The following is a 23,612-nucleotide window of genomic DNA, read 5'->3' as shown; positions in this document are numbered from 1 at the left end:
GGAGGTCATGGGGTCACCGGGGTCAGGGTGTCGAGCGGGCGGTCCTCCGACCAGGCCGCGAGGGGGTCGAAGCCCCGGTGGCCGCAGGTGCCGAAGACGGTCAGCGGGCCGCCGCCGGAGAGCGCGACGAGCTTCCAGAGCGCGGGCCGGGACAGCGCCGGCGGGGCGACCGGAAGCGCCGTGTCCCCGTGTGCGTCGGCCAACTGCCAGCCGTCCGCGGTCGGGACCGGCACGACCCCGTGCAGCGTCACCGGCCAGGAATCCAGCCAGGGATCGTCGGCCAGGGCCGTCCCGTACGCCGTGATCGCACCGGTCACGTCGACCCCGGGCGGCGGCGGACCGCCCGGCACGGGCGCGCCGAACCGTGTCCCCAGCTCGGCCCGGAGCTGCCCCGCCCCCGGAAACGGGGTCAGCTCGGCGTCGAGCGTGACACCGACCGGCAGGGCCGTCGCCGGGGCCTGTCCGGGGGCGCCGAAGGAGAGCAGCAGCGCCGTGCGGCCCGACTCCCTTCCGTACAGCCAGATCCGGCGGGCCACGATCTTTCCCTCGGGGGTGTCGTACTGGGCGAGGACCAGCCAGCGGTCACGGACGGCAGGTCCCTCGGCGGCCGAGGGCAGACCGACCCGGGTGCGGACCGTCGAGGCCAGCGGCGCGGGCAGCGCGTCGATGCCCAGCCACGCCGTGTCCAGGAGATGCAGCAGCGCGCACTCCTCCAGCATCCGCACCGGCCAGCCCGGTCCGGAGGACGCCACCGCACCCAACTCCCGTGCCCGGCCCGCCAGTCCGGGGGCCTGGGCGTCCACCATCCGGGCCGCCGCCTCCTCCCACAGCCCGTACCCCGTCTGCTCGGACGCCGCGAGCCCGCCGCGCAGCAGATCGCCCAGCCGCTGCTCCAGCTCCTGCGCGCCGCCGTCGATCCGCTCCGCCCGGCGCTCGGCCCGCCGCCGCGCCGCCGCCGGATCGGCCGGGCCGCCCGCCTTCGCACCGCCCCCGTCCACCGCGCCCGGCCCTTCCCCGGCACGGGCGCGACGGGCGGTCAGCCACGCGTCCGCCCAGTCCGGCGGAACCGCTCCGCCCGGCCGCCAGTCGCCCGACGCGCGGAGCAGCAGCAGCCCCAGTGCGTGCTTGCACGGGAACTTCCGGCTGGGGCACCCGCACAGATACGCCGGGCCCGAGGTGTCCACCACCGTCCGGTAGGGCGTGCTTCCGCTGCCCCGGCACAGCCCCCACACCGCGCCCGACGCGTCCTCCCCGGTGTCCGACCACGGACCGGGCGCACCCAGCTTGTTCCCCGCCCTGCGTGAGGCGTCGTCAGGAGCCAGCGCCAGAACCTGCTCCACCGTCCAGCGCACCGCAGGAGCAGCGGTGCCCAAGGGTTCTCCCCCGTCAGTCAGCAGCATGGTTCCGACCGTAGGCGACCCCACTGACAACAGCCTCCGACCTGCGGAAAGGTCGATTGTCAGTGCCATGGTGCACGGTGGGAAGCACAACAGGCCGACCGACCTGGAGGGGGAACCACGACCGTGTCCGCAACCACCGCAGATATCGGAAACCAGGCCCTGCGCCCGCACGCCGAGGACGCCTTCGCCGACGAGCTGAAGGCGCTCGCCGCCGCCGACGACCGCCCCCGCCCGCCGCGTTGGCGCCTGTCGCCCTGGGCCGTCGCCACCTATCTCCTCGGCGGCACGCTGCCCGACGGCACCGTGATCACACCGAAGTACGTGGGCCCGCGCCGCCTCGTCGAGGTCGCCGTCACCACGCTCGCCACCGACCGCGCGCTGCTCCTCCTCGGCGTGCCCGGCACGGCGAAGACCTGGGTCTCCGAGCATCTCGCGGCCGCCGTCAGCGGGGACTCGACGCTCCTCGTCCAGGGCACCGCGGGCACCCCCGAGGAAGCCGTCCGCTACGGGTGGAACTACGCGCAACTGCTGGCCCACGGCCCCAGCCGCGACGCCCTGGTGCCCAGCCCGCTGATGCGCGCCATGTCCGAGGGCATGACCGCCCGGATCGAGGAGCTGACCCGCATCCCGGCGGACGTCCAGGACTCGCTGATCACGATCCTGTCGGAGAAGACCCTGCCCCTGCCCGAACTGGGCCAGGAGGTCCAGGCCGTCCGCGGGTTCAACGTCATCGCCACCGCCAACGACCGCGACCGGGGTGTCAACGAGCTGTCCAGCGCCCTGCGCCGCCGGTTCAACACCGTGGTGCTCCCCCTGCCCGCCACCCCCGAGGCGGAGGTCGACATCGTCTCCCGCAGGGTCGGCCAGATCGGCCGCTCCCTCGATCTGCCGCCCGCCCCCGACGGCCTCGCCGAGATCCGCCGCGTGGTCACGGTCTTCCGTGAACTGCGCGACGGCGTCACGGCCGACGGCCGGACCAGGCTCAAGTCCCCCTCCGGCACGCTGTCCACGGCCGAGGCGATCTCCGTCGTCACCAACGGCCTCGCCCTCGCCGCCCACTTCGGCGACGGCGTCCTCCGCCCCGGCGACGTCGCCGCCGGCATCCTCGGCGCCGTCGTCCGTGATCCGGCCGCCGACCGGGTCGTCTGGCAGGAGTATCTGGAGACGGTCGTGCGCGAGCGGGACGGCTGGAAGGACTTCTACCGCGCCTGCCGTGAGGTCTCCGTATGACCACGGAGCACACGCCCCACGGAGGTCCGCTGCTGCTCGGCGTGCGGCACCACGGACCGGGCTCCGCCCGCGCCGTCGGGGCCGCCCTGGACGCCGCCGGCCCGAGCGCCGTTCTCATCGAGGGCCCGCCCGAGGCGGACGCCCTGCTGCCGCTCGCCGCCGACGAGCAGATGCGGCCGCCCGTCGCCCTGCTCGCTCACGCGGTGGACGATCCGGGACGCGCCGCGTTCTGGCCGTTCGCCGCGTTCTCGCCCGAATGGACCGCGCTCCGCTGGGCCCTGGCGCACGAGGTCCCCGTCCGCTTCATCGACCTCCCCGCCGCGCACACCCTGGCCCAGGAACCGGAACGAGCGGAGGGAGCAGAAGAAGAGGGGGAGGGGGAGGAGGAGAAGGGGGAGGACGGCGGACCCCGGTCCGTGCCCCTCGACCCCATCCGGGTGCTGGCCGAGACCGCCGGATACGACGACCCCGAGCGCTGGTGGGAGGACGTCGTCGAGCACCGTCTTCCGGACACCCCCGGCACGGGCAACGGCGCCGGCCCGCTGGCCGCCTTCGACGCCCTGGCCGAGGCCATGTCCGCGCTGCGCGAGGCGTACGGGGACGGCGGGCACCCGAGGGACACGCTCCGCGAGGCCTATATGCGACTCCAACTGCGCGCCGCGCGCAAGGAGTTCGGTGACGGCGTCGCCGTCGTCTGCGGTGCCTGGCACGTGCCCGCGCTCCGCACCCGGACCACGCTCGCCGCCGACCGGGCCCTCCTCAAGGGCCTGCCCAAGGTCCGGGCCGAGCTGACCTGGGTGCCCTGGACCCACCGGCGCCTGGCCCGGCACAGCGGATACGGCGCGGGCATCGACTCGCCCGGCTGGTACGCGCACCTCTTCGCCGCCCCCGACCGCCCGGTCGAACGCTGGATGACCAAGGTCGCCGGACTCCTGCGCGAGGAGGACCGGTTCGTGTCCTCCGCCCATGTCATCGAAGCGGTCCGGCTGGCCGAGACCCTCGCCGCCGTCCGCGGCCGGCCGCTCGCCGGGCTGGGCGAGGCGACCGACGCCGTGCGGGCCGTGATGTGCGACGGCTCCGACGTGCCGCTCGCCCTCGTCCGGGACCGGCTCGTCGTCGGCGTCGCCCTCGGCGAGGTCCCCGACACGGCTCCCGCCATTCCGCTCCAGCGCGACCTCGAACGGCAGCAGCGCACCCTGCGCCTCAAACCCGAGGCGGCCGAACGGGAGTTGGACCTCGACCTCCGCAAGGACACCGACGCGGCGCGCAGCCGCCTGCTGCACCGGCTGCGGCTGCTCGGCATCGACTGGGGCGAGCCCGCCGCGGGCCGGGGGAGCACCGGCACCTTCCGGGAGAGCTGGCGACTGCGCTGGGAGCCCGAGCTGTACGTCCGCGTCGCGGAAGCGGGCGTCTGGGGTACCACGGTGCTCGCCGCCGCCACCGCGCGCGCCGAGTCCGAGGCCCTGGCGGCCACCGCGCTCGCGGACGTCACCGCCCTGGCCGAGCGCTGCCTGCTCGCCGGACTGCCCGGCGCGCTCCCCGTCGTGATGCGGGCGCTCGCGGACCGGGCCGCGCTCGACACCGACGTCGGTCACCTCGCGGACGCCCTGCCCGCCCTGGCCCGCACCCTGCGCTACGGCGACGTCCGCGCCACGGACACCACCGCGCTGGGCGAGGTCGCGGCCGGACTCGCGGAGCGGATCTGCGTCGGCCTGCCCCCGGCCTGCACCGGCCTGGACGACGACGCGGCCACCGCCCTGCGCCGGCGCGTCGACGGCGTGCACACCGCGATCGGCCTGCTGGCCGGCGCCGTGCCGGAGAGCGCGGACGGGCTGCGCGAGCGCTGGCGGACCGTCCTGCGCGGCCTCACCGCCCGCGACACCGCCGCCGGAGTGATCCGGGGCCGGGCGGCCCGGCTGCTCCTCGACGACGGGCACCTCGCCCACGACGACGCCGCCCGCCTGATGGGACTCGCCCTGTCACCCGGCACCGCCCCCGCCGACGCCGCCGCCTGGATCGAGGGCTTCGTCGGCGGCGCGGCCGGCGGCGGCATGCTCCTCGTCCACGACGAGCGGCTCCTCGCCCTCGTCGACGCCTGGCTCGTCTCGGTCCCCGCCGGCACGTTCACCGATGTGCTGCCCCTGCTGCGCCGCACCTTCTCGGCGTACGAACCGGGCGTGCGCCGCACTTTGGGTGAGCTGGTCCGGCGCGGCCCGTCCACGGGCTCGGCCCCGGGCACCCCGGCCGCGCCCGGCCACGCACCCCCGGCCCCGGGCTTCGGCCCCGCCCTCGACACGGCCCGCGCCGACGCGGTGCTGCCGGTCCTGCGCCTCCTCCTCGGCCTGGACGCCGACGCGGCGGCACGCCCGGAGGGGGCCGCGACGGCCTCCGGCCCGGCCGCGACCGCCTCCGGCCCCCCGAAGAACGACGACTCCGCACCAACCGTCCCGGCCCTCCCCGAGAGACGCGGACCAGAACAATCGACGTACGAGTCCGAGTCCGAGTCCGAGTCCGAGTCCGAGTCCGAGACCGAATCCGAGACCGCGACCGAATCCGAGACCGCGACCGGAACCGAGACCGCGACCGGAACCGAGACCGCGACCGGAACCGAGACCGCGACCGGAACCGAGACCGCCACGGCGACGGCCACGGCAGACATGGGGGCGACGGGATGACGACGACGGCCGGTGGAGCGGGCGCCGAGGTCGGGCCGGTGACGGCGGGCACGGGGACGGCAGGTGCGGTGACGGCGGGTGCGGGGACGGCGGGTACGGGGGCGGACGGTGAGGCAGAGCGGCTGCGGCGGTGGCGACTGGTGCTCGGGGCGGACGGCGAGCACGGCACCGGCCGCACGCTCAGCGGGCGGGACGCCGCGATGGACGGCGCGCTCACCGCGCTCTACGAGGGCGGCGGGCGGCCCGGCGGCGGACCGGGCGGCGGCCGGACGGCCGGGCTCGGGGCCTCCGCCCCGTCCATGGCCCGCTGGCTCGGCGACATCCGGACGTACTTCCCGGCCTCCGTCGTCCAGGTCATGCAGCGCGACGCCATCGACCGGCTCGGCCTCTCCGCGCTTCTGCTCGAACCGGAGATGCTGGAGGCCGTCGAGCCCGACGTCCACCTCGTCGGCACCCTGCTCTCGCTCAACAAGGCCATGCCCGAGACGACGAAGGAGACCGCGCGGGCCGTCGTGCGCGCGGTGGTGGAGAAGCTGGAGCGGCGGCTGTCCACCCGGACCAGGACCGTGCTCGGCGGCGCCCTGGACCGCTCCGCGCGGATCGCCCGGCCGCGCCACCACGCGATCGACTGGAACCGCACCATCCGTGCCAACCTCAAGAACTATCTGGAGCTGCCCGGCCGGGAAAGCGCCGGGACGGTCGTGCCCGAACGGCTCATCGGGTACGGACGGGCCGCGCGGTCGGTGAAGAAGGACGTCGTCCTCTGCATCGACCAGTCCGGCTCGATGGCCGCCTCCGTGGTGTACGCCTCGGTGTTCGGGGCGGTGCTCGCGTCCATGCGCGCGCTGCGGACCCGGCTGGTCGTCTTCGACACCGCGGTCGTCGATCTCACCGACCGGCTCGACGACCCCGTGGACGTCCTCTTCGGCACCCAGCTCGGCGGCGGCACCGACATCAACCGGGCCCTGGCCTACTGCCAGTCGCGGATCACCCGCCCGGCGGACACCGTCGTCGTGCTGATCAGCGACCTCTACGAGGGCGGGATCCGCGACGAGATGCTGAAGCGGGTGGCCGCGATGAAGGCGTCCGGGGTGCAGTTCGTCACCCTGCTGGCCCTCTCCGACGAGGGCGCCCCCTCCTACGACCGCGCGCACGCGGAGGCGCTGGCGGCCCTGGGTGCCCCGGCCTTCGCCTGCACCCCGGACCTCTTCCCCGAGGTGATGGCGGCGGCCGTCGAGAAGCGGCCGCTTCCGATACCGGACAAGGAGGGCGGGCGGTAGGGCCGGGCGCCGCGGCCCGTCCCGGGATCCCCGTCCGGGCGGCGGCGCGACCGCCCGGCCGGTCCGGACGCGCTCCGTCGCCGCCCCGTGGCGATTTGTCCACCGCGACCCGGCCACCAGGGCGATCTGTGACCGTAATCACCGCCCTGCGGACTGCTCCGATTTAAGGTCATGCGCGGCGCGGGGATAACCTGCGAGATGGACATGCCGCGTATTCGGTCACCGTATGCGCCTCCCTGGTGACAGTGCAGTCACGATGCCCCTCGCGGCACGCCCACGCAGAAAACCAACCGCGAGACCATTTGACAAGGGACGGACGCGCGTGGACCTGTTCGAGTACCAGGCGAGGGACCTCTTCGCCAAGCACGGTGTACCGGTGCTGGCCGGTGAAGTCATCGACACGCCTGAGGCGGCCCGCGAGGCGACCGAGCGGCTGGGCGGCAAGTCTGTCGTCAAGGCGCAGGTGAAGGTCGGCGGCCGCGGCAAGGCCGGTGGCGTGAAGCTTGCCGCCAACCCCGACGAGGCGGTCGCGCGGGCGACCGACATCCTCGGCATGGACATCAAGGGCCACACGGTCCACAAGGTGATGATCGCCGAGCTGTCCCCGGAGATCGAGGCGGAGTACTACGTCTCGTACCTCCTCGACCGCACCAACCGCACCTTCCTGGCCATGGCCTCCGTGCAGGGTGGCATGGACATCGAGGAGGTCGCGGAGAAGACCCCCGAGGCCCTCGCGAAGGTCCCGGTCAACGCCGTCGACGGCGTCACGATCGAGAAGGCCCGCGAGATCGTCGCCCAGGCCAGCTTCCCGGCCGAGGTGGCCGAGAAGGTCGCCGAGGTCCTGGTGACGCTGTGGGACACCTTCGTCGCCGAGGACGCCCTCCTCGTCGAGGTCAACCCGCTGGTCAAGACCAAGGACGGCCGCATCCTGGCCCTGGACGGCAAGGTGTCTCTCGACGAGAACGCCGACTTCCGCCAGCCGGGCCACGAGGAGCTCGAGGACAAGGCCGCGGCCAACCCGCTCGAAGCCGCGGCCAAGGCCAAGAACCTCAACTACGTCAAGCTGGACGGCGAGGTCGGCATCATCGGCAACGGCGCCGGCCTGGTCATGTCGACCCTGGACGTCGTCGCGTACGCCGGTGAGAACCACAGCAACGTGAAGCCCGCCAACTTCCTCGACATCGGTGGCGGCGCCTCCGCCGAGGTCATGGCGAACGGCCTGGAGATCATCCTCGGCGACCCGGACGTCAAGTCCGTGTTCGTCAACGTCTTCGGTGGCATCACCGCCTGCGACGAGGTCGCCAACGGCATCGTCCAGGCCCTCGAACTGCTCAAGTCCAAGGGCGAGGCGGTCACCAAGCCGCTCGTCGTGCGCCTTGACGGCAACAACGCGGAGCTGGGTCGCAAGATCCTCTCCGACGCCAACCACCCGCTGGTCCAGCGTGTGGACACCATGGACGGCGCGGCCGACAAGGCCGCCGAGCTCGCCGCGGCCGCGAAGTAAGGAAGAGGGACTCAGACCACCATGGCTATCTTCCTCACCAAGGACAGCAAGGTCATCGTCCAGGGGATGACCGGCGCGACGGGCATGAAGCACACCAAGCTCATGCTCGGCGACGGCACCAACATCGTCGGTGGCGTGAACCCCCGCAAGGCCGGTACGTCCGTCGACTTCGACGGCACCGAGGTACCGGTGTTCGGCAGCGTCAAGGAAGCGATGGACAAGACGGGCGCCGACGTGTCGGTCCTCTTCGTCCCGCCGGCCTTCTCGAAGGCCGCCGTCATCGAGGCGATCGACGCCGAGATCCCGCTCGCCGTCGTGATCACCGAGGGCATCGCCGTCCACGACTCGGCCGCCTTCTGGGCGTACGCCTCGTCGAAGGGCAACAAGACCCGGATCATCGGTCCGAACTGCCCCGGCCTGATCACCCCCGGCCAGTCCAACGCCGGCATCATCCCGGGCGACATCACCAAGCCCGGCCGCATCGGTCTCGTGTCCAAGTCCGGCACGCTGACCTACCAGATGATGTACGAGCTGCGTGACATCGGCTTCTCCTCCGCCGTCGGCATCGGTGGCGACCCGGTCATCGGTACGACACACATCGACGCCCTCGCGGCGTTCGAGGCCGACCCCGAGACCGACCTGATCGTCATGATCGGCGAGATCGGCGGCGACGCCGAGGAGCGTGCGGCCGACTTCATCAAGGCCAACGTGACCAAGCCGGTCGTCGGTTACGTCGCGGGCTTCACCGCCCCCGAGGGCAAGACCATGGGCCACGCCGGCGCCATCGTCTCCGGCTCCTCCGGCACCGCCCAGGCGAAGAAGGAGGCCCTTGAGGCCGCCGGCGTGAAGGTCGGCAAGACGCCGACCGAGACCGCCAAGCTCGCGCGCGAGATCCTCGGCGCCTGAGGCACCGCGCACGGACGCCCGAGGCGTCACCGCACAGCAGACGCGGGCCCGCACCCCCGAACCGGGGATGCGGGCCCGCGTCTGTGTCCGGCGCCGGATTCGGCCGGCCCGGGGGGCCGGCCCGGGTTCACTCGGCCCGGGGGACCAGCCGGGCCGGGCCGTGGACGAGTTCGTCGCCCAGCTTCTTGCGCAGCTTCTCGTCCTGCGGGGTCAGCTTCTGCGGACCGCCGAGCGGCGGCACCCCCTCCACCTTCTGCGGGGGCGATTCCGGCGTCTCGTAGCGGCGCGGCGCCGTGGCCAGGGTGATCAGGGTGAGCCCGATGATCAGCACGGTGAACGCGACCGCCGCCCGGGTCCACAGCTCGGCCTTGCGCTCGCCGCCGTTGCGGATCAGTTCCGGCAGCGGCAGCGAGGAGGCGGGCTGGGTGAGGGCGAGGGCGCCGAGCCGTTCGCGGATCAGCGCGGACTGCTCGTCCGGCTCACCGTCCCCGTCCAGACCGGGCACCTGCTCCGCGACGGCCGCCCGCGCGGTCATCAGCCGCCCCGCGGCTGCCGGGGTGCTCGCCTCGGTCTCGGCCGCCGTCTCCGGAAGCCCCAGCCCGACCCCGTCGTGCAGCAGCAGGGTGCGGCGGTACGCGGGCGGCAGGGCCAGCAGCGCGTCGAGCAGCGCGCGCGGCTCGGGCGCCTCGGGCGGCGGATCGGGACGGCGGTGTTCGCGCCGCAGCTGGTGCCACGGGGACATCGCGTGCTCGTAGGCGGCGGCCCGTACCCACCCCACCGGATCGCGGTCCACGGCCACCTCCGGCCAGCGGTCCCACGCCACCTCGAAGGCCTTGCCGACCGCCTCCCGGGAGAGGGCCAGCCGGCCCGTCAGCAGATAGACCTGCCGGAAGATCGCGGGGGCGGCATGCCGGTACAGCGCGTCGAACGCCTCGGCGGGCGAGGGCCCCGGCTCTTCCCCGGACGCCGCCTCGTCGGCGACCGGCCCGTCCCCGGCCGGTGACGCCGCTTCAGGACTCTCACCGACCGCCGCAGTCCCCTCGGCCACCTCGGTCCCACCAGCCACCGCGGCCTTATCGACGGTCGCGGCCTTTTTGCCCGCCGGTGCCTCCGCAATCGCCGCTGCTTCCGCGCCCGCCGGTGCTTCCACAACTGCCGGTGCTTCCGCAACTGCCGGTGCTTCCGCAACTGCCGGTGCCTCCTCGGCCGCCGGGGACGGTTCGTCCGTGCGGGCCTCCTCGACCCCCGCGTGCTCCCCGACCGTGGTCTTCGGCGGGGTGTTCGGGGGCGTCGGCTTGACGGAAGAGGGGCGCGGGGTGGACGCCGCGGGCGCGGTGCCGATCAGGCGTGCGTACGCCTCGCGCTTGCGGCCGCGCGGGCTCGTACGGCCGGTCTCCCAGGCCCGGACCGTGGCCCGGGTGACCCCCATCGCCGCCGCGACCTGCTCCTCACTCAGCGATTTCGCCTCCCGAAGCCTGCGCCGCTCCTTCGGGGAGGGAAGCGGTGCGGGCTCGGTCGTGCCGGTCGTGCTCTGCGTCATGAGGGTCCCCCGCACCACCTGCACCGGGTGAAAAAGTACATAAACGTATATTGAGCGACACCACGGCTGTTCGCCCGTTACACGGTTTAGGCGCGTGTCGTTGGGAGCATGACCGCGTGACCCAAATGACCGAACGCGGCCCGGCGTTCCCGGCCGAGCGGGGAGGGCCCGCCGCCCTGGTTCTGGCCCTGGTGCGCGGCGTGCTCGCGGCGGGGCTCGGACTGGGCTGCGTCGCGGTGCTCGTCGTGGTGCTGTGGATCAGCGCCCCGGACCCCGGCAGCGGACCCGGCGAGGCTGTCCACGCGGCGGCCGGCCTCTGGCTGCTGGCGCACGGGGCCGAACTGGTCCGCACCCAGACCCTGACCGGCACCCCCGCCCCCGTCGGCGTCGTCCCGCTGCTGCTCGCCGTGGTGCCGCTCTGGCTGCTGCACCGGGCCGCCCGCGGTGTGTGCGAACCCGACGAGGGGCGCGAGGCACCCTCGGCCGGTGCCGCGTTCGCGCTGGTGACGGCCGGATATCTGCTGGTGGGTGGGGCGGTCGCGCTCTACGTCCGGGGCGCCTCGCTCTCCGCCCGGCCGCTGACCCTGCTCTTCCCCGGGGCGTTCGTGGTGGCGGGCGCCGCCGCGTCGGGCGTGTGGCGGGCGGCGGGCCGCCCGCTCGGGCCGCCGCCCTCCTGGGCCCCGGTGCGGCTGCACGAGGCGATGGCCCGTACCCGGTTCGTCCGGCGCGCGCGGGCGGCCGGGCGGGCGGCGGCGGCCGGGACCGCCGTGCTCGTGGGCGGGGGCGCCCTGGTGGTCGCCGTGTCGCTGGTCCGGCACGTCGCCCCGGTCGAGGAGTCCTTCCTCGGGCTCTCCGACGACTGGGCCGGGCGGTTCGCGGTGCTCCTGCTGGCGCTGTCGCTGGTGCCGAACGCGGCGGTCTGGGGAGCGGCCTACGGTCTGGGCCCCGGCTTCGCGCTCGGTACGGGGTCCACGGTCACCCCGCTCGCCTTCACCGGCACCCCGTCGCTCCCGGACTTCCCGCTGCTGGCGGCGCTGCCCGCGCCGGGACCGGGGACGCCCGGGAACTGGGCGGCGGCCGGGGTGCCGCTCGCGGCGGCGCTGACCGTCGCCTGGTTCACGGTCCGCAGGGCCGCCCCCGCCCATGGGGCGCGCGAGGAGGCGTGGGGTCCCTGGGACACCGCGCTCGCCGCCGCGCTGGGGGCGGTGGGCTGCGCGGTGGGCGCGGCGCTCCTGGCGGCGGCGGCCGGAGGGCCGCTCGGCGTCAGGAGGCTCGCGGTGTTCGGCCCCGTGTGGTGGCTCACCGGGGCGGCGGCCCTGGCCTGGGCCCTGGCGGTCGCCGTACCGGCGGCCCTGATCCTGAGGGCCTGGCGGCTGCGCGGCCGCGATCCGTACGCGGAGGACGGCGAGGACGCGGACGAGGACGCGGGGGAGGAGGGCGAGACCGGCGGGCCCGGGGCGAAGGGCACGGTGGACGGCCCGGCGGACGGTCCGGTCCCCGAGCCGGCGGCCCGTCGCCGGTGGTCGTGGCGCGGACGCCGTACGGGCGGACCGGACGCGGAGCCGGACCCCGCCGCCGTGCCGGTGCCCCGTCCGTCCGCCATGGGCACGGCGGTCCCGGGCGTCGCGGACGACGACATCGACCCGTACGACTTCCTGCCCACCGATCCCTGGCACGCGCGGACGCCCCCCGGACCGCGCCCGGAGGAACGCCCCGCGCCCGCGCCCGCGACGGCCGACGAGCCGCCGGGCGGGAGCGGCCCTAGTTCTTGACGCCGAAGAAGGGCTCCAGCGGCTTCGGGAGCAGTTCGTTGCAGGAGAGCTGACCCGATTTGGTGAGGGCGTCGTTCACACAGGTGTAGTAGTCGCGGTAGACCAGCTGAACGGTGAACGTCGTCGCCACGATCGCCAGCGCGACCACGGCCGTCACCAGACCGGTGACCGCGGCCGTCGTCTGCTGCCGGCTGCCGCGCTGCGCGTACGCGGCGGGCGGCGGGCCGGGCACGGAGGAACCGGGGGCCGGGGGAGCGGCCGGTGCGGCCGGCGACGGGCCCGCGGTGCCGGGAGCGGCCTGCTCCTTGGGCTTGGCCCGCAGCGCGCTGACCGACCAGTACGCGGCGAGCGCCCCGAGCAGCAGGGCGATCTCCGGGAAGTCGAAGAGCGCGAAGAAGAAGGCCCACATGCCGGAGAGCAGGGAGTAACGGGCGCGGCGCTGGACCGGGTCCGTCGGGTCCCAGCGCATTCCGCCACCGGGGGAGCCCTCCGGGCCGCCCTGGCCGCTCGGCCCGCCGGGCCCGGACGGCCGCCCGCCGAAGGTGCCGCTCTGGCGCCCCGGCTGGTGGCTGCTCCACTGGCTGCCCCAGACCGGCCGGTCGTCCGACGACCCGCCCTCGGGCGCGTCCCCGTCACCGCCCTCGCCCCGGGAGCCGCCCGCCGGCCGGCGCGGCTGCCACGGCTGGTCGGGGCGGTCCTCCGGCGGCGGCGCGAACGGGTTGTCCTCGCCCCGCCCCGAACCGGACGAACCGCCCGGCTCGTCCGAGGGGGAAGAGGAGGAGGAAGAGGAGCCCGGTGCGGGGGGCCGGCCCTCCCGCATCAGCAGTGGGGCCCGCTCGGACAGCGGCAGGCGGAAGGAGGTGCGGCGTCGGTCCGGCATGTGGTGAACGTCTTCCCCATCTCGTCATGTCCGCCCGGCGGACGGTTCACTGTCCCCGACGCTACCTTCCGGCGAGGAGGGGCCGGAAGCGGGGCGTACCGGCACGGTGGCCGAGAGCCGACGTCCGGCCGCGCCGGCGGGGCTCACCCCCGTCAGACGGGGCTCCGCCGAGGTGCCGGTATCGTTGCTGACGGTCGGACCGTTCGTAGAGTTCCCCGTATCGGGGGGCCCGATTCTTTCGTACGACCGTACAAACAGCATGGCCGCCGTGCCGATGCGCCCGCGACGCGGCGGGCGGTGCGGCCGCTTCGAACCGCTCCACACGTGAGAAAGGGCCCAGCCGTGGCCTCCCCGCTCTCTTCCGCCGGACCGGCCCGACTGGTGGTCCTGGTCTCCGGTTCCGGTACGAACCTTCAGGCACTGCTCGACGCGATCGGCGACGACCCCGAGGGCTACGGCGCCCGCGTCGTCGCGGTCGGCGCCGACCGCGACGGCATCGCCGGCCTGGAACGCGCCGAGCGGGCCGGGATCCCCACCTTCGTGTGCCGGGTCAGGGACCACGCCACACGCGCGGAGTGGGACACCGCGCTCGCCGAGGCCACCGCCGCGCACCGGCCGGACCTCGTCGTCTCCGCGGGCTTCATGAAGATCGTGGGCAAGGCGTTCCTGGCCGGATTCGGCGGCCGGTTCATCAACACCCACCCCGCCCTGCTCCCCAGCTTTCCCGGTGCCCACGGGGTGCGCGACGCGCTCGCGTACGGCGTGAAGGTCACCGGGTGCACCGTCCACTTCGTCGACGACGGCGTCGACACCGGTCCGATCATCGCGCAGGGCGTGGTCGAGGTGACCGAAGAGGACACCCCGGAGGGCGAAGCGGCTCTCCACGAACGCATCAAGGAAGTCGAGCGCAAGCTGCTCGTCGAGGCCGTGGGGCGGCTCGCCCGTGACGGCTATCGCATTGAGGGACGAAAGGTTCATCTCGATCATGTCGGTGAATAAGCCCATCCGCCGCGCCCTGGTCAGCGTCTACGACAAGACGGGGCTCGAAGACCTCGCACGCGGTCTGCACGAGGCGGGTGTCGAGCTGGTCTCCACCGGCTCCACCGCCGGGAAGATCGCCGCCGCCGGAGTGCCCGTCACCAAGGTCGAGGAGCTGACCGGCTTCCCCGAGTGCCTCGACGGCCGCGTCAAGACGCTGCACCCGCGCGTCCACGCCGGCATCCTGGCCGACCTCCGCCTGGAGAGCCACCGCGAGCAGCTGGCCGAGCTGGGCGTGGAGCCCTTCGACCTGGTGGTCGTCAACCTCTACCCGTTCACGGAGACCGTCGCCTCCGGCGCCTCGGACGACGACTGCGTCGAGCAGATCGACATCGGCGGCCCGTCCATGGTCCGCGCCGCGGCGAAGAACCACCCCTCCGTCGCCGTCGTCACCAGCCCGGAGCGGTACGCCGACGTGCTGGCCGCCGTCAGGGCGGGCGGCTTCGACCTGACGGCCCGCAAGCGGCTCGCCGCCGAGGCCTTCCGGCACACCGCCGAGTACGACGTGGCCGTCGCCTCCTGGTTCGCCGACGGGTACGCGGCCGCCGACGACTCGGGCTTCCCGGAGTTCCTCGGCGACACCTTCCACCGCAAGAACGTCCTGCGCTACGGCGAGAACCCGCACCAGCCCGCCGCGCTCTACTCCTACGCCGAGGGCGGTCTCGCGGAGGCCGAGCAACTGCACGGCAAGGAGATGTCCTTCAACAACTACACGGACACCGACGCCGCCCGCCGCGCCGCCTACGACCACGCCGAGCCGTGCGTGGCGATCATCAAGCACGCCAACCCGTGCGGCATCGCGATCGCGGACGACGTCGCGACCGCCCACCGCAACGCGCACGCCTGCGACCCGCTCTCCGCGTTCGGCGGCGTGATCGCCGTCAACCGCCCGGTGACGGTGGCCATGGCCGAGCAGGTCGCGGAGATCTTCACCGAGGTCATCGTCGCCCCGGACTACGAGGACGGCGCCGTCGAGGTGCTGGCCCGCAAGAAGAACATCCGCGTGCTGCGCTGCCCCGACGCCCCGACCCGGGCGTACGAGGTGAAGCCGGTCGACGGCGGCGCGCTGCTCCAGGTGACCGACCGCCTCCAGGCCGAGGGCGACGACCCGGCCAACTGGACGCTGGCCACCGGCGACGCGCTCTCCGCCGAGGAGCTGGCGGAGCTGTCCTTCGCCTGGAAGGCGTGCCGCGCGGTCAAGTCCAACGCGATCCTGCTCGCCAAGGACGGCGCCTCGGTCGGCGTCGGCATGGGCCAGGTCAACCGCGTCGACTCCGCGAAGCTCGCCGTCGAGCGCGCGGGCGAGGAGAGGGCGCGCGGTGCGTACGCCGCGTCGGACGCGTTCTTCCCGTTCCCCGACGGGCTGGAGATCCTGACCGCGGCCGGCGTCAAGGCCGTGGTGCAGCCCGGCGGTTCGGTCCGTGACGAGCTGGTCGTCGAGGCGGCGAAGAAGGCCGGCGTGACGATGTACTTCACGGGTACGCGGCACTTCTTCCACTGATCCGCACCCGCGCACGGCGAAGGGCCGGTCCCCCGAATCGAGTTCGGGGGACCGGCCCTTCGCCGTGCTGTGCGTACCGCGTTACTTCTTGATCACCAGGGTGTTGGCGGCCTTGTCGTGCCAGCCGCGCAGCTGTCCGGTGTTGTCGAAGAACGGAGAGATCACGATCAGGACGTAGCCCAAGCCACAGGTGATGTACCCGAGGCCGATCGGGAAGCCCCAGCGGACCAGCGCCGGACCGAAGGTCGGCTTCTGGCCGGTGCGGGAGTTGACGATCCGCATGCCGAGGATCATCTTGCCGGGCGTGGAGCCCATGGCGCTGACGAAGATGACGTCGTAGAAGATCACCGTCAGCGCAGAGAGGATCAGGGCACCGACGAAGGTGCCGACGGCCGCACCGGCGCTCGGTTCGTCGTCCCCGACACCGATGGCGAACGAGCCGAAGATGATCGAGTTGAGGATGAAGACCACGATGTACGCGAAGATCATGTCGAGTAGACGGGCGCCGAAGCGGGCCCCGTACGTGCCGACCTCGACCATGCCCAGACCGGGCACGTTCGCGTAGCCCTCGGGGGCCGGGGCGCCGGGCTGGCCCTGGTACTGCGGGCCGCCGTACGGCGGCATCCCCGGCTGCTGCGGGTAGCCGTAGCCGGGCTGGCCCTGCGGCGGCACGCCCTGGGGCGCCTGCTGCGGGTAGCCGTACCCCGGCTGTCCCTGGGGCGGCTGGCCGGGCTGCTGGCCGTAGGGGTTGTTCGGGTTCGGGTCGCCGAAGCTCATCTGGCGCTTTCCTCCAACGGACGTACGGGGACGAATGCGGCCGCGTGGAGGAGAGAAAACATCAGCGGTCCGCCCCCCGGGTACTACTGCGGCACTGCGGCCTTCATCGTTATAAGCGGAACGTAAGTTTGTCCAGTCGCCCGCGAGAGACGTTGTGCAAGTGCAACCTTGCGTCCACGCCCCGGACCTGGGATTGGTCCCTGGGCGGGGTCATCCGCGAGTATGGGGACATGACTGCCCAGATTCTCGATGGCAAGGCCACCGCAGCCGCGATCAAGTCCGATCTCACCGTCCGCGTGGCGGCCCTCAAGGCCCGGGGCGTCAACCCCGGCCTGGGAACCCTGCTCGTCGGGGACGACCCCGGCAGCCGGTGGTACGTGAACGGCAAGCACAAGGACTGCGCCCAGGTCGGCATCGGTTCCATCCAGCGCGAACTGCCGGACACCGCCACGCAGGAGGAGATCGAGGCGGTCGTCCGCGAGCTCAACGACGACCCGGCCTGCACCGGTTACATCGTGCAGCTCCCGCTGCCCGACGGCATCGACACCAACCGCGTCCTGGAACTGATGGACCCGGCCAAGGACGCCGACGGGCTGCACCCGATGAACCTCGGCCGTCTGGTGCTGGGTGAGCCGGGCCCGCTGCCCTGCACCCCGCAGGGCGTCGTCCAGCTGCTCCGGCACCACGGCGTCGAGATCAACGGCGCCAACGTGGTGGTCGTGGGGCGCGGCGTCACCATCGGCCGGCCGATGCCGCTGCTGCTGACCCGCCGCTCCGAGAACGCCACGGTGACCCAGTGCCACACCGGCACCCGGGACCTCTCCGCCCATCTGCGCCAGGCGGACATCATCGTCGCCGCCGCGGGCGTGCCGCACATCATCAAGCCCGACGACGTGAAGCCGGGCGCGGCCGTGCTGGACGTCGGCGTCAGCCGCGACGAGAACGGCAAGATCGTCGGTGACGTCCACCCGGGCGTGGCCGAGGTCGCCGCCTGGATCTCGCCGAACCCGGGCGGTGTCGGCCCGATGACCCGTGCCCAGCTGCTCGTCAACGTGGTCGAGGCGGCCGAGCGCGACGCCGCGGCGCTCTGAACCCGCCGCACGGATCCGGAGGGAACCCCATGGGTTCTGGTACGAGCCCGGCCGCACGGCGGTCCAGGCGCTTCCCGTCGTTCACCCGGGACACCGCCCGTCCCGAGGGCGGCGGCCGGGCGGCGGCCGGGGACGCCCCGGCACCCGCCCGCCAGTGGCCGCTGCTCGCGGTGCTCTGCACGGCCGGGGCGGGGCTGCTGATCGTGGCCCTCGACGCCTTCGAGGAGGCCTTCAGGATCGGCACGATCCTGATCGGGGTGGCGCTCATCGGGGGTGCGGTGCTGCGGCTGGTGGTGCCCTCGGTGGGCATGCTGGCGGTGCGTTCGCGCTTCACCGACCTGGTGACGTACGGGCTGCTCGGCGTCCTCATCGTGATGCTTGCGCTGGTGGCGCAGCCGAAGCCCTGGCTGGACGTGCCGATCCTGGAGGACGCCGTCCACTTCACGATCCGCTGAGCGCGGCGCGTGCCCCGGCCGGACTCGGTGTCCGTCCCCTCCCCCGAGGAGGGACGGACACCGAAGGGGCCGGGACACCGGGGGGAATGCCCCGGAAAGAGCGGCATGGGCCGCCTTGCCCCGTCCGGCTTCCAGCCTTGTTGACGGGCACCACCGGTTCAAGGCGTGGCCGGGGCCTGTGGCACGGAAGTGACCATTCCGCCACGGTGTGATCGTCCGGCAACGGTGGCAGACTGAACCGGTCGGTAACGGCGGGGGCGCATGGGAGTGCGCCCGGCTGCCGTGTGTGCCACCGTGCGCCCCTTCCCCAGGAACTGACCGTCCGCGTTCGCGCATCTCCCTGGGTAGCCCGGAACGGAAGGACCAACGGTCCGGGGCGAGGGGGGCGGAACCGTGCGGCACCGGCCGGCGGACCGGGCCGGCGGGCGCACGGCGCACGCGGCGACAGCGGCACAGGCGAGCGGGATGTAGGGGGATGGAATGCCTCGTTGGAAGGCACTGCCGGACGAGCTGGATCCGCAGGTCCGGGAGTTCACCGGGCAACTGCGCAGACTCGTCGACCGCAGCGGCCTGGGCATCGCCGCGCTGGCCGACCGCACCGGCTACAGCAAGACCTCCTGGGAGCGCTATCTGAACGGGCGGCTCCTCGCCCCCCGCGGCGCGATCGTCAAGCTCGCCGAGGTGACCGGCACCGACCAGGGCCATCTGAACACCATGTGGGAACTGGCGGAGCGGGCCTGGAGCCGGGCCGAGATGCGCCACGACATGACCATGGAGGCCATACGGATCGCCCAGGCGCGGGCCGCGCTCGACGAGGCCGCCGGTCCGCGCGGCCACGGCCGCAGCCGCCCCGCGGGCCACGCCGGTCCCGCCGCCGGGCAGCGCCCGCCCTCCGTACCGGTCCAGCGCGGTACCTACCCCCGCGTGCCGCAGCAGCCGCAGGCCGGACCCGACTCCGCCCCCGGGCACGGACTGCCGCCCGCCGTGGCCTACGCGGCCGGCCTCGGGACCCCGCCGCCCGCCGCCCGACCCGCGCGGCGCCGCCCCGCCGTGATCGCCGCCGCCGTCGCGGGCGCCCTGCTCGTGGTCACCGGGGCGGTGCTGCTGCTCCTTCCCGGCGACGGCCCGGACAAGGCCGAGGCGGCGGCCTCCCCGTCCCCGGCCGGCCCCGCGACGAGCGCCCCGCGCCTGCCCGCCGGCGTCGAGTGCAGCGGCTCCGACTGCGCGGGCGAGGACCCCGAGCGGATGGGCTGCGGCGGCGAGCACGCCCGTACGCTCTCCACCGCCACCGTCGGCACCCGGATCGTCGAGGTGCGCTACAGCGAGACCTGCTCTGCGGCCTGGGCGCGGATCACCAAGGGCGCACCCGGCGACACCGTCGAGATCAGCGCCGGCGCGAAGGGCCAGAAGGGCGCCGTCGACACGGCGGCGGAGGTGTACACGCCGATGGTGGCCGTGAAGCGCACCGCCGATGTGCGGGCCTGCGCCACGCTCGCCACGGGCACGAAGGGATGCACCACCGAGTCCGCCCGCTGACGCGCCACGGGCTCCCGGGCGCGGGACTCCGTACGAGCGGTGTGTGACCGTGTGTGCGCGGTGCCACAGGGGGCCGGGCGGCCGGGGGGTTCCGGGTCGGATAGCCTGGCGGGCGGATATCTCTTCACATCAAGATTCAGGGATGTCCCGCACCAGGGGCCAGGAGCCCCCACCGCCAGCTTGCTAACGGAGATCGCCATGACCCGCACTCCCGTGAATGTCACCGTGACCGGCGCGGCCGGCCAGATCGGTTACGCGCTGCTCTTCCGCATCGCCTCCGGTCACCTGCTCGGCCCGGACGTGCCGGTCAACCTGCGTCTCCTGGAGATCCCGCAGGGTCTGAAGGCCGCCGAGGGCACCGCGATGGAGCTCGACGACTGCGCGTTCCCGCTGCTGCGCAACATCGAGATCACCGACGACGCCAACGTCGGCTTCGCCGGTGCGAACGTCGCCCTGCTCGTCGGCGCCCGCCCGCGCACCAAGGGCATGGAGCGCGGTGACCTGCTCTCCGCCAACGGCGGCATCTTCAAGCCGCAGGGCAAGGCGATCAACGACAACGCCGCGGACGACATCAAGGTCCTCGTCGTCGGCAACCCGGCCAACACCAACGCGCTCATCGCGCAGGCCGCCGCCCCGGACGTCCCGGCCGAGCGCTTCACCGCGATGACCCGCCTGGACCACAACCGCGCGATCTCGCAGCTGGCCGCCAAGACCGGTGCCGCCGTCTCCGACATCAAGAAGTTGACGATCTGGGGCAACCACTCGGCCACCCAGTACCCGGACATCTTCCACGCCGAGGTCGCCGGCAAGAACGCCGCCGAGCTGGTGAACGACGAGGCGTGGCTGGCCGACTCCTTCATCCCGACCGTCGCCAAGCGCGGCGCCGCGATCATCGAGGCCCGTGGCGCCTCCTCGGCCGCCTCCGCCGCCAACGCCGCCATCGACCACGTGTACACCTGGGTCAACGGCACCGCCGCGGGCGACTGGACCTCGATGGGCATCCCGTCGGACGGCTCCTACGGCGTCCCCGAGGGCATCATCTCGTCCTTCCCGGTCACCACCGAGAACGGCACCTACAAGATCGTCCAGGGCCTGGACATCAACGAGTTCTCCCGTGCGCGCATCGACGCCTCGGTCAAGGAGCTCACCGAGGAGCGCGACGCGGTCCGCGAGCTCGGCCTGATCTGATCCACCGCCCGCGCCGTCCGCGGGCAGCCACCACGCCCCCGTCAGCGGATCGCCGACGGGGGCGTGGTGCTGTGCGGCCGCTCCCGGTACGCGGGGGCTCAGGCGTCCGCGGCCGTCCGCAGACCGGTGGCGATCGTGCCCAGGGCCGCCATGGCCCGGCGCTGGAGACCGGGGCCGAAGGTGACCCTGGCCGCGCCCAGTTCGCCCAGCCGGGCCGGGGACGGGCCGTCCGGGCGGGCCAGCGCGTTCAGCGGGCCCGGGACGGCCGCCGCCAGGCGGGGGAGCGCCTCGGGCGGGGCCATGATCGGGTAGACGCACTCGGCGCCCGCCGCCCCGTACAGCAGCGCCCGCCGCACCGTCTCGGCCTCCGGGTCCACCACCTCCGGCACGCCCGTCACATACGTGTCCACGCGGGCGTTGACGAACAGCGCGTCCCCGGCCGCCGCGCGCACCGCCGCCAGCCGGTCGGCCTGCCGGCCCGCGTCCACGAGGACGCCGTCCACGGTGTCCTCCAGATTGCAGCCGACGGCACCGGCCGCCAGCAGCCGCTCGACCAACTCGCCGGGCGGCAGTCCGTACCCGGCCTCCACATCGGCGGAGACCGGTACGGACACGGCCCGGGTGATCCGGGCCACCGCCGCGAACATCTCGTCGGCGGGCACCGCGCCGTCCGCGTACCCGAGCGAGGCGGCGACGCCCGCGCTCGGGGTGGCGAGGGCCGGGAAGCCCGCGTCTTCGAGGACCCGGGCGCTCCCGGCGTCCCACGGTCCGGGCAGGACCAGCGGATCGCCGGGGGCCCGGTCCCGGTGCAGGGCGCGCAGGACGGAAACGCTCATCGCGGGCTCCTCGGGGCGGGGCGGATCAGCGGTGGTCGCCGGGGGTGTAGTGGCCCGGGACCATGCGCGTGCTGACGGCGAAGCGGTTCCAGGCGTTGATCGTGACGATCGCGCCGATCAGATGGGCCAGCTCCGCCTCGTCGAAGTGCTTGGCGGCCTTCTCGTACACCTCGTCCGGGACGAAACCGTCGGTCAGCACGGTCACCGCCTCGGCCAGTTCGATCGCGGCGATCTCCCTCGGCGTGTAGAAGTGCCGCGACTCCTCCCAGGCGCTGAGCTGCACGATCCGCTCGATCGACTCACCGGCCGCGAGGGCGTCCTTGGTGTGCATGTCGAGGCAGAACGCGCAGTGGTTGAGCTGCGAGCAGCGGATCTTCACCAGCTCGCCCAGCACCGGGTCGATGCCCCGGCGGGTCGCGGCCTCCAGCCGCGCCATCGCCTTGTAGACCTCGGGGGCGTGGTCGGTCCACGTCATGCGGGGCGTGTGCTCGGGGGTGTGTTCGGAGGTCGCGTGGTGGTGCTCGTTCGTGGTCATGGCAACGACGCTACGCGGCCAGTGGCACAGCGGTATGGTCCATTGGTGTGAAAGATGACTGGGCCACTTTCGGGGCCGACCTGCATCTCGACCTCACCGGGGCGAGCGGACTGCGGACCGGGCTGATGGACGCACTGAGGGAGGCCGCCCGCTCGGGCCGGCTGGCGCCCGGGACCCGGCTGCCGTCCTCCCGGACCCTCGCCGCCGACCTCGGCATCGCCCGCAACACCGTCGCCGACGCCTACGCGGAACTGGTCGCGGAGGGCTGGCTCACCGCCCGGCAGGGCTCCGGCACCCGGGTGGCCCAGCGGGCCGCCCCGCGCCCGCCGGCCCCGGCAGCCGCCCCGCGCACCCGGCCGCCGCGCGGCCGTCCCGCCCACAGCCTGATGCCCGGCTCGCCCGATCTGGCGACCTTCCCGCGCGCCGCCTGGCTGCGGGCCGCCCGCCGCGCCGTCACCCGCGCCCCGCACGACGCCTTCGGCTACGGCGACCCGCGCGGCCGCGTCGAACTGCGCACGGTCCTCGCCGGCTACCTGGCACGGGCGCGCGGGGTGTACGCCGACCCCGAACGCATCGTCGTCTGCGCCGGCTTCGTCCACGGGCTGATGATGCTCGGCAAGGTCCTGCGCGCCCGCCGGGTGCGGGAGGTGGCCGTCGAGTCGTACGGACTGGACCTGCACTCCGGTCTGCTCACCGACGCCGGGCTGCGCATTCCCTGCCTGCCCCTGGACGGGCTGGGCTCCGAGACCCGCGCCCTGCCCGGGATGCGCGGCGCGGGCGCGGTCCTGCTCACCCCCGCCCACCAGTTCCCGACCGGGGTGCCCCTCCACCCGGACCGGCGCGCGGCGGCCGTCGACTGGGCGCGGAGCACGGGCGGGCTGATCCTGGAGGACGACTACGACGGCGAGTTCCGCTACGACCGCCAGCCCGTCGGCGCGCTCCAGGGCCTCGATCCCGAACGCGTCGTCTATCTGGGCACGGCGAGCAAGTCCCTCGCCCCGGGGCTGCGGCTGGGGTGGATGGTGGTCCCGGAGTCCCTGGTGGGCGAGGTGACCGAGGCCAAGGGGTGGAGCGACTGGTCGTCCAGCGCCCTGGAGCAGCTCACGCTCGCGGAGTTCATCGAGTCCGGCGCGTACGACCGCCATGTCCGCGCCATGCGCCTGCGCTACCGCAGCCGCCGCGACCAGCTCGTCGCCGCCCTCGCCGAACGCGCCCCCGGCATCCGCGTCACGGGCATCGCCGCCGGACTCCACGCCGTCCTCGAACTCCCGCGCGGCACCGAGGCCGAGGCGATCCGCTCCGCCGCCTGGCAGGGCCTCGCCGTCCAGGGCCTCTCCTTCTTCCGCCACCCGGACGCCGAGGACCGGCGCGAGGCCCTGGTCATCGGCTACGCCACCCCGACCGACAGCGCCTGGACGGGGGCCCTGGACGCGCTCTGCCGGATCCTGCCGTGACGGGGGTGGAGGCG

Annotated in this window: 19 protein-coding genes; 13 read left to right on the top strand and 6 right to left on the bottom strand. The window is 73.9% G+C overall.

The window, feature by feature from the left end:
* Window positions 1-5: 5 nt before the first annotated feature.
* Window positions 6-1,400: an SWIM zinc finger family protein gene (locus ACFVDM_RS17220; protein ID WP_383639781.1), complete on the bottom strand. Its 1,395-nt coding sequence runs from the start codon at window positions 1,398-1,400 to the stop codon at window positions 6-8.
* A 123-nt stretch (window positions 1,401-1,523) separates the two neighbouring features.
* On the opposite strand from ACFVDM_RS17220, the gene ACFVDM_RS17215 reads away from it, so the two are divergent.
* The 5 genes from ACFVDM_RS17215 to sucD all read left to right on the top strand — a co-directional run bounded on the left by ACFVDM_RS17215 (window position 1,524) and on the right by sucD (window position 8,995).
* Window positions 1,524-2,630 (top strand): AAA family ATPase, encoded by a 1,107-nt coding sequence (locus ACFVDM_RS17215; protein ID WP_383639779.1) that lies wholly within the window; start codon window positions 1,524-1,526, stop codon window positions 2,628-2,630.
* The gene (locus ACFVDM_RS17210) at window positions 2,627-5,305 is read left to right on the top strand and encodes a DUF5682 family protein (protein WP_383639776.1); all 2,679 of its coding nucleotides are present in this window, start codon (window positions 2,627-2,629) and stop codon (window positions 5,303-5,305) included. The genes ACFVDM_RS17215 and ACFVDM_RS17210 overlap by 4 nt, the downstream gene beginning before the upstream one ends.
* Window positions 5,302-6,585, top strand: coding sequence for a VWA domain-containing protein (locus ACFVDM_RS17205; protein WP_383639773.1), 1,284 nt, complete (start codon window positions 5,302-5,304; stop codon window positions 6,583-6,585). Before ACFVDM_RS17210 ends, ACFVDM_RS17205 begins: the two co-directional genes overlap by 4 nt.
* Window positions 6,586-6,907: 322 nt before the next feature.
* On the top strand, window positions 6,908-8,089 hold the full coding sequence (gene sucC / locus ACFVDM_RS17200) for an ADP-forming succinate--CoA ligase subunit beta (RefSeq protein WP_383639770.1): 1,182 nt from the start codon (window positions 6,908-6,910) through the stop codon (window positions 8,087-8,089).
* Window positions 8,090-8,110: 21 nt separating this feature from the next.
* Complete coding sequence (gene sucD / locus ACFVDM_RS17195; protein ID WP_383639767.1) at window positions 8,111-8,995, top strand: succinate--CoA ligase subunit alpha; 885 nt, start codon at window positions 8,111-8,113, stop codon at window positions 8,993-8,995.
* A gap of 127 nt (window positions 8,996-9,122) precedes the next feature.
* On the opposite strand, the gene ACFVDM_RS17190 is transcribed toward sucD, so the two are convergent.
* The gene (locus tag ACFVDM_RS17190) at window positions 9,123-10,535 is read right to left on the bottom strand and encodes a helix-turn-helix domain-containing protein (RefSeq protein WP_383639765.1); all 1,413 of its coding nucleotides are present in this window, start codon (window positions 10,533-10,535) and stop codon (window positions 9,123-9,125) included.
* Between the two features lie 125 nt (window positions 10,536-10,660).
* Here ACFVDM_RS17190 and ACFVDM_RS17185 point away from each other — a divergent pair, with 125 nt between their 5' ends.
* The gene (locus ACFVDM_RS17185) at window positions 10,661-12,307 is read left to right on the top strand and encodes a DUF6350 family protein (protein WP_383640141.1); all 1,647 of its coding nucleotides are present in this window, start codon (window positions 10,661-10,663) and stop codon (window positions 12,305-12,307) included.
* On the opposite strand, the gene ACFVDM_RS17180 is transcribed toward ACFVDM_RS17185, so the two are convergent.
* Window positions 12,297-13,187, bottom strand: coding sequence for a hypothetical protein (locus ACFVDM_RS17180; protein ID WP_383639762.1), 891 nt, complete (start codon window positions 13,185-13,187; stop codon window positions 12,297-12,299). The genes ACFVDM_RS17185 and ACFVDM_RS17180 overlap by 11 nt on opposite strands.
* 342 nt (window positions 13,188-13,529) lie before the next feature.
* Here ACFVDM_RS17180 and purN point away from each other — a divergent pair, with 342 nt between their 5' ends.
* On the top strand, window positions 13,530-14,186 hold the full coding sequence (gene purN / locus ACFVDM_RS17175; RefSeq protein WP_383639759.1) for a phosphoribosylglycinamide formyltransferase: 657 nt from the start codon (window positions 13,530-13,532) through the stop codon (window positions 14,184-14,186).
* Entirely contained in the window at window positions 14,173-15,726 is a 1,554-nt protein-coding gene (gene purH, locus ACFVDM_RS17170) for a bifunctional phosphoribosylaminoimidazolecarboxamide formyltransferase/IMP cyclohydrolase (RefSeq protein ID WP_383639756.1), read from the top strand. The genes purN and purH overlap by 14 nt, the downstream gene beginning before the upstream one ends.
* An 81-nt stretch (window positions 15,727-15,807) precedes the next feature.
* On the opposite strand, the gene ACFVDM_RS17165 is transcribed toward purH, so the two are convergent.
* Complete coding sequence (locus tag ACFVDM_RS17165; protein WP_383639753.1) at window positions 15,808-16,503, bottom strand: RDD family protein; 696 nt, start codon at window positions 16,501-16,503, stop codon at window positions 15,808-15,810.
* Between the two features lie 230 nt (window positions 16,504-16,733).
* On the opposite strand from ACFVDM_RS17165, the gene ACFVDM_RS17160 reads away from it, so the two are divergent.
* From ACFVDM_RS17160 to ACFVDM_RS17145, 4 genes are all read left to right on the top strand, one after another.
* Window positions 16,734-17,594 carry a bifunctional methylenetetrahydrofolate dehydrogenase/methenyltetrahydrofolate cyclohydrolase gene (locus ACFVDM_RS17160; RefSeq protein WP_383639750.1) on the top strand — a complete coding sequence of 287 codons (861 nt, stop codon included), beginning with the start codon at window positions 16,734-16,736 and terminating at the stop codon, window positions 17,592-17,594.
* Window positions 17,495-18,049, top strand: coding sequence for a DUF3017 domain-containing protein (locus ACFVDM_RS17155; protein ID WP_383640138.1), 555 nt, complete (start codon window positions 17,495-17,497; stop codon window positions 18,047-18,049). Before ACFVDM_RS17160 ends, ACFVDM_RS17155 begins: the two co-directional genes overlap by 100 nt.
* 480 nt (window positions 18,050-18,529) lie before the next feature.
* The gene (locus ACFVDM_RS17150; protein WP_383639747.1) at window positions 18,530-19,585 is read left to right on the top strand and encodes a DUF2690 domain-containing protein; all 1,056 of its coding nucleotides are present in this window, start codon (window positions 18,530-18,532) and stop codon (window positions 19,583-19,585) included.
* A 198-nt stretch (window positions 19,586-19,783) separates the two neighbouring features.
* The gene (locus ACFVDM_RS17145) at window positions 19,784-20,773 is read left to right on the top strand and encodes a malate dehydrogenase (RefSeq protein ID WP_383639744.1); all 990 of its coding nucleotides are present in this window, start codon (window positions 19,784-19,786) and stop codon (window positions 20,771-20,773) included.
* A 98-nt stretch (window positions 20,774-20,871) separates the two neighbouring features.
* Here the strand turns inward: ACFVDM_RS17145 and ACFVDM_RS17140 are convergent, their stop codons facing one another.
* Both ACFVDM_RS17140 and ACFVDM_RS17135 read right to left on the bottom strand, forming a co-directional pair.
* Window positions 20,872-21,609 carry an isocitrate lyase/phosphoenolpyruvate mutase family protein gene (locus ACFVDM_RS17140; protein WP_383639741.1) on the bottom strand — a complete coding sequence of 246 codons (738 nt, stop codon included), beginning with the start codon at window positions 21,607-21,609 and terminating at the stop codon, window positions 20,872-20,874.
* A gap of 25 nt (window positions 21,610-21,634) precedes the next feature.
* Window positions 21,635-22,144 carry a carboxymuconolactone decarboxylase family protein gene (locus tag ACFVDM_RS17135; protein WP_383639738.1) on the bottom strand — a complete coding sequence of 170 codons (510 nt, stop codon included), beginning with the start codon at window positions 22,142-22,144 and terminating at the stop codon, window positions 21,635-21,637.
* Window positions 22,145-22,191: 47 nt separating this feature from the next.
* On the opposite strand from ACFVDM_RS17135, the gene ACFVDM_RS17130 reads away from it, so the two are divergent.
* Window positions 22,192-23,598 (top strand): PLP-dependent aminotransferase family protein, encoded by a 1,407-nt coding sequence (locus tag ACFVDM_RS17130; RefSeq protein ID WP_383639735.1) that lies wholly within the window; start codon window positions 22,192-22,194, stop codon window positions 23,596-23,598.
* Window positions 23,599-23,612: the final 14 nt, after the last annotated feature.

The organism is Streptomyces sp. NPDC057682, assembly GCF_042799575.1.
Taxonomy (GTDB): domain Bacteria; phylum Actinomycetota; class Actinomycetes; order Streptomycetales; family Streptomycetaceae; genus Streptomyces.
Note: the sequence above shows the minus strand (reverse complement) of the source record. Positions and strands in the feature narration are given on the sequence as shown.